At 69.7% G+C, this 6333-nt stretch carries 6 protein-coding genes; 2 read left to right on the top strand and 4 right to left on the bottom strand.

Annotation, left to right across the window (positions count from 1 at the left end):
* Positions 1 to 49: 49 nt before the first annotated feature.
* The 3 genes from tdh to AC11WY_RS12695 form a co-directional block, all read right to left on the bottom strand.
* Positions 50 to 1075, bottom strand: coding sequence for an L-threonine 3-dehydrogenase (gene tdh / locus AC11WY_RS12705; protein WP_482926022.1), 1026 nt, complete (start codon positions 1073 to 1075; stop codon positions 50 to 52).
* Positions 1076 to 1083: 8 nt separating this feature from the next.
* The gene (locus tag AC11WY_RS12700) at positions 1084 to 2280 is read right to left on the bottom strand and encodes a glycine C-acetyltransferase (protein ID WP_482926016.1); all 1197 of its coding nucleotides are present in this window, start codon (positions 2278 to 2280) and stop codon (positions 1084 to 1086) included.
* A gap of 91 nt (positions 2281 to 2371) precedes the next feature.
* On the bottom strand, positions 2372 to 2932 hold the full coding sequence (locus AC11WY_RS12695) for a helix-turn-helix domain-containing protein (protein WP_482926014.1): 561 nt from the start codon (positions 2930 to 2932) through the stop codon (positions 2372 to 2374).
* A 144-nt stretch (positions 2933 to 3076) separates the two neighbouring features.
* Here AC11WY_RS12695 and AC11WY_RS12690 point away from each other — a divergent pair, with 144 nt between their 5' ends.
* Both AC11WY_RS12690 and AC11WY_RS12685 read left to right on the top strand, forming a co-directional pair.
* Positions 3077 to 3589, top strand: a complete 513-nt coding sequence (locus AC11WY_RS12690; protein ID WP_482926012.1) for a DUF1643 domain-containing protein — start codon at positions 3077 to 3079, stop codon at positions 3587 to 3589.
* A complete protein-coding gene (locus AC11WY_RS12685; RefSeq protein WP_482926010.1) occupies positions 3586 to 4482 on the top strand; it encodes an alpha/beta fold hydrolase in 897 nt (298 codons plus the stop codon). The genes AC11WY_RS12690 and AC11WY_RS12685 overlap by 4 nt, the downstream gene beginning before the upstream one ends.
* On the opposite strand, the gene AC11WY_RS12680 is transcribed toward AC11WY_RS12685, so the two are convergent.
* Positions 4474 to 6093 carry a calcium-binding protein gene (locus tag AC11WY_RS12680; protein WP_482926008.1) on the bottom strand — a complete coding sequence of 540 codons (1620 nt, stop codon included), beginning with the start codon at positions 6091 to 6093 and terminating at the stop codon, positions 4474 to 4476. The two genes, AC11WY_RS12685 and AC11WY_RS12680, sit on opposite strands and share 9 nt — an antisense overlap.
* Positions 6094 to 6333 lie beyond the last annotated feature (240 nt).

Here is a 6333-nt window from a genome sequence, read left to right as displayed (position 1 = left end):
GGAGGCAGCGCCCCCGGACGCCTGCCAGAGGCGCGCGGCCGACGGCTTTTCACCCCCAGTCGAGCACGACCTTCCCCGATTTGCCCGAGCGCATCACCTCGAACCCGTCGCGGAACTGGTCGATCGGGAAGCGGTGGGTGATGACCTTGCGGATGTCGAGCCCGTTTTGCAGCATTGCGATCATCTTGTACCAGGTCTCGAAAATCTCACGCCCGTAGACGCCCTTGATGGTGATCGCCTTGAACACGATCCGGCTCCAGTCCACCGGCGACTTGCCCGGCGGGATGCCGAGGAGGGCGATCCGCCCGCCCATCACCAGCGCCTCGATCATCTGGTCCATCGCGGCCTGGCTGCCGGACATTTCCATCCCGACGTCGAAGCCCTCGGTCATCTTCAGCCGGGCCATGACATCTTTCAGGTCTTCGGTCGCCACGTTCACCGGCGTCACGTCCGCCACCTCGGCGGCCAGCGCGAGGCGCGCCGGGTTGACGTCGGTGATCACCACATGGCGCGCGCCCACATGGCGCGCCACGGCGCCCGCCATGATGCCGATCGGCCCGGCGCCGGTGATCAGCACATCCTCGCCCACCAGATCGAAGCTGAGCGCGGTGTGCACCGCATTGCCCAGCGGGTCGAGGATCGCGCCGATGTCGTCGTCGATTTCGTCCGGCAACGGCACCACGTTGAACGCGGGCAGCCGCAGGTAGCCCGCAAAGGCGCCGGGTTCATTCACCCCGATGCCCCGCGTCGCGGGGTCGAGGTGGAACTTGCCCGCCCGGCTCTGGCGGCTCTGGCGGCCGATCAGATGGCCCTCGCCCGAGCAGCGCTGGCCGATCGACAGCCCCTCCACATCCCGGCCCATGTCGACGATCTCGCCCGCGAATTCGTGGCCGGTGATCAGGCCCAGCGGCACCGTCTTGGCGGCCCAGTCGTCCCAATTCCAGATGTGGATGTCGGTGCCGCAGATGCCGGTCTTGCGGATGCGGATCAGCACGTCGTCATGCCCGATCTCGGGCACCGGGCGGTGTTCCATCCACAGCCCGACTTCCGGCTTTGCCTTCACCAAGGCCTTCATTTCGTTGGTCATAGTGCCCCCACCGCCTTGCCCGCCGCGGCAAAGGCCGCCAGCGCGAAATCGAGATCGTCCCGGCTCAGCGCCGCATTCATCTGGGTGCGGATGCGGGCGCGCCCCTTCGGCACCACCGGGAAGAAGAAGCCCGCGACGTAGACGCCGCGCTCATACAAGGCCGCCGCCATCGCCTGCGCCAACCGCGCCTCGCCCAGCATCACCGGCACGATGGGGTGCTCGCCCGGCAGCAGGTCGAACCCCGCCGCCGCCAGCCCGGCCCGCCAATGGGCGGTGTTGGCGAAGAGCCGGGCGCGCAGGTCATCCGCCGCCTCGACCAGATCGAGCGCCGCCAGCCCCGCCGCCACCACGGCGGGCGGCAGCGCGTTGGAAAAGAGGTAGGGCCGCGCCCGCTGGCGCAGCAGGTCGATCACCGGCTGCGGCCCGGCGATGTAGCCGCCCAGCGCGCCGCCCAGCGCCTTGCCCAGCGTGCCAGTCAGGATGTCGACCTCCACCCCGGCATGGGCGGGCGTGCCGCGCCCTTGCGGCCCCATGAAGCCGGTGGCGTGGCAATCGTCCACCATCACCAGCGCGCCATAGCGGTCGGCCAGCGCGGTGATCGCGGGCAGTTTCGCCAGATAGCCATCCATCGAGAAGACGCCATCGGTGGCGATCATCACGAACCGCGCGCCCTCGGCCCGCGCCTGCTTCAACTGAGTCTCCAGATCGTCCATGTCGGAATTGGCGTAGCGATAGCGCCTCGCCTTGCACAGCCGGATGCCGTCGATGATCGAGGCATGGTTGAGCGAGTCGGAAATCACCGCGTCCTCGGCCCCCAGCAGCGGCTCGAACAGCCCGCCGTTGGCATCGAAGCAGGCCGCAAAGAGGATCGCATCGTCCTTGTGCAGAAAGGCCGCCAGCCGCGCCTCCAACTGCCGGTGCAGATCCTGTGTGCCGCAGATGAAGCGGACCGAGGCCATGCCGTAGCCGTGATCGTCCATCGCCTGCTTGGCAACGGCGATCAGCGCCGGATGGTCGGCCAGCCCGAGGTAGTTGTTGGCACAAAGGTTCACGACCTTGCCGTCATGCCCCGCCACCGAAACCCGCCCGCCCTGCGGCGAGGTGATCAACCGCTCGCGCTTCATCAGCCCCTCGGCCTCGATGCCGCGCAACTCGGCCCCGAGGTGCGCCAGGAATGCCGCCTTGTCCGCCATCTCAGAACCCCCTCCGATGTGGCGGACAAGATGCCCGCCCGCGCGGAAATCGTCAAGATCACGGATGCGAATCCGCCAAAACGGAAACCGCCTAGCTGTTCTGCACCACCAGCAGCGCGCGCGCCCCGCCACCCTCGGCGCGGATCGCGTGCGGCCGGTCCGCCGCGTAGCGCGCGGTGTCGCCGGGGCCGACATGCTCCTCGTCCTCGCCCGAGGTCACGCTCAGCGCGCCCTCCAGCACCGTCAGATGCTCGCGGCAGCCCGGCCCGTGCGGGTCGCTGACCAGCGCGCCGCCCTCGGCAAAGCTCAGGTCGTAGACCTCATGCGCGCCTGCCGCCTCGGCGGGGCTGAGGATGCGGATGCGCACCCCGACCCCGCGCCCCTCGATCAGCGGGGCGGCCCCGGCCCGCATCACCTCGACCCCCGGCGTCGCGCGCCCTTCCAGCAGCCCGGCGAAATCGACGTGCAGCGCCTGCGTCAGGTTCCACAGCGTCGCCACGGTCGGGCTCGATTCGCCGCGCTCGATCTGGCTGACCATCGAGCGGCTGACGCCGGAAAGCTTGGCCACCGCATCGAGACTCAGCCCCTTGGAGCGCCGCGCCGCCTTCAGGCTGGCCGCGAGTCGGTCGTGGATGTCGGCACGATGGTTCATGCGACAAACGGTGAGACGGCAGCCGCGCCTCTGTCAACCGCCCATTCATCGCGGCCCAAAAATCCCCCGCGAAGCGTTCCGCCGCCCTGCCGCGATCGACGGGCCGGGCTTGCGCGCGCCGTCGCCGCCCGGCAAACCTTGGGCATGATCACCCGAACCCACCTCAAGGGCGACGCGCCCTCCACCGCGGTCTATTCGCCCTGCGAACGCTACCGCTACCTGCTGACCCGCGCCTGGGACGCCAAGGGGCCAAAGGCGCTGTTCATCATGCTGAACCCCTCGACCGCGACCGAGGTGCAGAACGACCCCACGGTGGAACGCTGCGAGCGGCGGGCGCGGGCCCTCGGCTTCGGCGCGTTCCGGGTCTGCAACATCTTCGCCTGGCGCGATACCGACCCGAGGGCCATGCGCGCGGCGATCGACCCGGTGGGGCCGGGCAACGATGCCGCCCTTCGCGACAGCACCGGTTGGGCCGACCGCATCATCTGCGCCTGGGGCAGCCACGGTGCGCATCTGGACCGGGGGCGGCAGGTGGAACGAATGCTGCGCGAAATCGGCCTTCCGCTGTATCATCTGGGGCTGACGCAGGGCGGCCAGCCGAAACATCCGCTTTATATCAGCTACGACCGCCAGCCCGAATCGTGGGAGGCACCATGACGACCATCGACGGCTTCCTTCGGCGCCGTGTCGCCGCCAACGGCATCACCCTGTCGGTGCAGGAGGCCGGCACCGGCCCCGCGCTGATCCTGCTGCACGGCTACCCGCAGAACGGCATGTGCTGGGCCAAGGTCGCGCCTGCGCTCGCCCGGCATTTCCGCGTGCTGATCCCCGATCTGCGCGGCTACGGCCAAAGCGACGCGCCGCCGGACGACGTCTGGCACAGCACCTATTCGAAACGCACGATGGCGCGCGACATCACCGGCATGATGGACGCCCTGGGGATCACCCGCGCCGATGTCCTCGGCCATGACCGGGGTGCGCGGGTCGCCTACCGGCTGGCCCTCGACGCGCCGGAACGGGTGTCCCGGCTGGGCATCATCGAGATTCTGCCCACCGCCGACTACTGGGCGCATTGGGATGCGGGCCTCGGCATGGCCGCCTATCACTGGACTTTCCTCGCCCAGCCCGCGCCGCTGCCCGAGAAGATGATCGGGGCCGATCCGGTGTTCTACATCGACTGGACGCTGCGAAGTTGGACGCGGGCGAAGTCGTTGCACGCCTTCCCGCCCGACTCGCTGGCGAGCTATCACGCGCAGGCGCGCGACCCGGCGCGGATCGCCGCGATGTGCGCCGACTACCGCGCCGGGGCCACCACCGACCGCGCGCTGGACGAGGCGGACCGCGATGCGGGGCGCAAGATCGCGGCACCGCTGCATTTCCTGTGGGCCACGACCGGCTTCCCCTCGCGCCTCGGGCAGCCTGCCGCGTTGTGGCGCGCCTGGGCCGATCAGGTCACCGACACCTCCTGCGAAAGCGGCCATTTCGCGATGGAAGAGGCGCCCGACGCGGTGCTGGCCGCCTATCTGCCGTTCTTTACCGCCCTACCCTGAGGCGCTGACCAGATCGACCGAGGCCGCCGTCAGCCCCGGCACGCCCAGCACCTGCGCCAGATGCACGCCGTCCAGCGTGACGTAGACCGAATCCGCCTGCGCGCCCGGCTCGATCGTCAGCACCGGGTCGGGATGCTGGGCGGGATCGTATTCCACCACGATGCGGTCCTGCGTGGGGTCGAAGTCGTGGATCGTGGCGTCATGCCCGGCCGCGATCCAGTCGCCCGCCTCGAAGGTGTCGGCGCCATCGCCGCCGCTGGCGTGGTCGCCCGACCCGAGGATCAGGTGATCATCGCCCGCGCCGCCGTTCAGATAATCCGCACTCTCATCGCCGGTGGTTTGCGGGTCATCGTGCGAGGCACCATCCAGCGTGTCGTTGCCATCGCCGCCCATCAGCGTGTCATGACCGGCGCCGCCCGTCAGGCTGTCGTCGCCCGCGTTGCCCTGCATCGCATCGTCCCCCGCCCCGCCGTGGAGCGTATCGTCGCCTTCGCCCCCCATCAGCGTGTCGTTCCCGTCGCCGCCGCCAAGCGAATCACTGCCCTCGTGCCCGGCCAGACTGTCGTCGCCCGCGCCGCCGTCGAGCGTGTCATTCCCCGCGTCGCCATGCAGCGTGTCGTGGCCATCGCCGCCTGCCAGCGAGTCGTCGCCCGCGCCGCCATGCATCAGATCGTCGCCGGAGCCGCCATCGAGGGAATCGTTCCCGGCGTGGCCATCCAGCATGTCGTCGCCGCCGTGCCCGGCAATGGTGTCGTCGCCCGCGCCCCCCACCAGCAGATCGGGCCCGTCGGTGCCGGTCAGGGTCTCCGGCTCGGTCGGTTCGGTCACGCCGGGGTCGGCCGGATCGGCGGGCAGCGGTTCCAGCACCGGACCATCGCCCGGCTCGTTGTCGACCGTCTGCGGGGCATCGGGGTCGATCGGTGGATCGGCGGGGCCGGTATCCTGCGGTGGTCCGGGGTCGGCCGGCAACGAGGGGTCGAGCGGCTGATCGGCCGGGGTGGCGGCGTCGAGCGGGGCGTCCGGCGCCAGCGGCTGCAGCGCGGCCCCCGTCGGCACGGGCGTCGTCGCCGGGTCGGGCACGGTCGGGCCATGCGCCGTCAGGTCGCCGGCCGTGTGATCGCCGGTCGCGTGATCGCCGACCGCGTGATCGGCCATCGCGTGATCGGCTGCCGTGGCATCCGCTGTCATGGCATCCGCTGTCGTGCCATCCGCTGTCGTGCCATCCGCTGTCGGGTGATCGCCCTGCCCCTGGTCAGCGGTCACGTGGTCGTCGGGCAGGTTGCCGCCGGTCGACGGGTCGTCCGCGCCATGATCGGTCGCAGCCGGGTCTTCGGTCTCGGAACCGTGAGGGGCAGGGTCGCCCCCGGACGCCTCGCCCCCGGTGTCGTCGCCGGTTCCGGCTGCATCGGCGGCGGCGCTGCCCGCAAGCGGGTGATCGGCGAGGCCCATGAAATCCTCCAGACTCTGGTGCCCGCCCGAGTCGTCGCCATCTCCGTCGTGGCCGTCGCTGCCACCGGTGCCCGCATCCTCATCGTGATCGGAGTCCGGATGCGACGGCTCGAAGAACACGCCCATCATGGCCAACCCCATCAACCCCAACAGTCCCAGCATGACTCGCACCCCCCAGACACTCCCCCCACCCCGGGCGGATACCGTTAACCACAAATCTCGTTAACTATTTGTTATATAACGATTATGACAGAAAAACGTGGCGCAAAGAAGGCGTGGCTTGCGGCTTTCGGCGTCATGGTTACCGCGCGATGTGCGGCCGCGCGCACCGATCCCGTCAGGGGGATTCGCGCTTTCCTTTTCAACCGATTTCCCCTATACGCGCGCATCTGTCCCTTGGGC

The sequence above is a fragment of the Solirhodobacter sp. genome (assembly GCF_964715405.1).
This window is presented reverse-complemented; position numbering and strand designations above follow the sequence as displayed.

Bases quoted from the DNA above. Each gene is read 5' to 3' on its own strand.
- AC11WY_RS12695 (WP_482926014.1), bottom strand. From the start codon at position 2,932: ATGAACCATCGTGCCGACATCCACGACCGACTCGCGGCCAGCCTGAAG.
- AC11WY_RS12690 (WP_482926012.1), top strand. From the start codon at position 3,077: ATGATCACCCGAACCCACCTCAAGGGCGACGCGCCCTCCACCGCGGTC.
- tdh (WP_482926022.1), bottom strand. From the start codon at position 1,075: ATGAAGGCCTTGGTGAAGGCAAAGCCGGAAGTCGGGCTGTGGATGGAA.
- AC11WY_RS12685 (WP_482926010.1), top strand. From the start codon at position 3,586: ATGACGACCATCGACGGCTTCCTTCGGCGCCGTGTCGCCGCCAACGGC.
- AC11WY_RS12700 (WP_482926016.1), bottom strand. From the start codon at position 2,280: ATGGCGGACAAGGCGGCATTCCTGGCGCACCTCGGGGCCGAGTTGCGC.
- AC11WY_RS12680 (WP_482926008.1), bottom strand. From the start codon at position 6,093: ATGCTGGGACTGTTGGGGTTGATGGGGTTGGCCATGATGGGCGTGTTC.